Annotated in this window: 1 protein-coding gene; it reads right to left on the reverse strand. The window is 79.2% G+C overall.

Going from position 1 to position 1,586, the window contains the following annotated elements; all coding sequences use genetic code 11:
• Positions 1 to 1,411 (reverse strand): AAA family ATPase (locus ACWDCZ_RS41215; RefSeq protein ID WP_449818703.1); only part of this gene is annotated, 1,411 nt, incomplete at its 3' end.
• Between the last annotated feature and the right edge of the window lie 175 nt (positions 1,412 to 1,586).

A 1,586-nucleotide genomic window follows, 5' to 3' on the forward strand; every position in this document is an offset into this window, starting at 1 on the left:
GGACGGCCGGCGGGTGGTCGGCGCCGGCGTCCGCCGCCCGCGCGTAGGCCTGGGCGAACAGCGGGTTGCCGTCGGCGAGGGCCGCGCGGCGGTCGTCGGCGGGCGTCGGGTGGCGGCGGCCGGAGGCGGCGCCGATCACGGTGGCGGTGGCCGCGGTGGACAGCGGTGCCACGTGCAGCAGGACCGAGCGGCGCTTGGCGCACCCCCAGGAGGGCCTGGCGTGGAGCAGTTCGGAACGGGCGCCGACGATCAGCAGCAGGGCGACCGGGCCGAGCCGGACGGTGAGGTCCTCGACGAAGGAGCGGACGAAGTCGGCGGCGCGGTGGAGGTCGTCCAGGACGACCACCAGCGGGCGCTCGGCGGCCGCCTCCTCCAGGAACTGCCGCAGCGCGCCGAGGACTTCCTCCCGTGGGACGGCGCCGCCGTCCGGCCCCTCGGCGGAGGCGGCCGGGGCGGGCAGGCCGAGGCAGGCGGCGAGCGCGGTGACGATCGGTCCGGTGTCGGCGTGCGGGAGGAGCCCGCGCACGACGTTGGTCAGTGCGGGCAGGACGACGGCCGCCGGCGCGCCGGCGCGGATGCCCGTGTAGGCGCGGACCAGGCCGGCCAGCGGCTCGTAGGGGGTGTGGGCGTCGAAGGCGGGGGTGCCCGCGTGGAGCACCCGGGGCGCCGGCGGTCCGGCGCCGTCGCGCAGCGCGGCGGCGAACTCCCCGATCAGCCGGGTCTTGCCGATGCCGGGCTCGCCCAGCACCGTGACCAGGTAGGGCAGTTGGCGGCGGACGCTGTCCTGGTAGGCGCCGCGCAGCAGGTTCAGCTCGTGGGTGCGCTCCAGGAACGGCGGTTCGGCGGGGTGCCCGGACGGCCCGCGGCCCTCGGGGCGGGCGGGCGCGGGGCGGTGGACGCCGGGGACGCCGGGGACCGGGGCGAAGCCGAGGCCGGCGCCGCCGGTCTCGACGGTGGCGTCGGCGGCCCACAGTTCCCCGCGGGGGACCTGCAGCAGCAGGTGGTGGCAGGCGTCCAGGACCTCGCCGGTGACCTCCACGGGCTCGGGCGCGCTGTCGTCGTAGGTGACCACCACCTCGCCGGTGCCGACCACGAGGTGGGTGACCGGCCGGGTGGCGGCGGCCCCGCTGCCGGGCACCGGTCCGGCCGCGGTGGCCCCGGGGGCGGCCGGTCCGGGCGCCTCGAAGTGGCGGTGCAGGGCGAGGGCGGCGCGCAGGGCCCGCTCGGCGTCGTCCTCGTGGGCCCGGGGAACGCCGAAGACGACCAGCCACACCGAGCCGAAGGCGCGGCGCACGTGTCCGCCGAAGGGCGCCATCTCGCGCCGGATGTCGGCGGTCAGCTCCTTGACGGCGTGGTCGACGCGCTCGGGGGCGAGGGCGCCGCCGTCGGCCGTCCACTGGGCGCGGACCATGACGACGCTGGCCGCGCGCCGCTCGACCCGTTCCCAGGACGCGCGGAAGGCGTGCTCGGCGGCCGGGGCGGCGGCGGTCCCGGCCCGGCCGGCGCCGCGGTCGTCAGCACGGCCCCGGTGACCGGATCGGCCTGCTCGGCGTCAACGGCGCCGGCAAGACCTCGCTGCTGCGCGC

The sequence above is a fragment of the Kitasatospora sp. NPDC001225 genome (assembly GCF_053597855.1).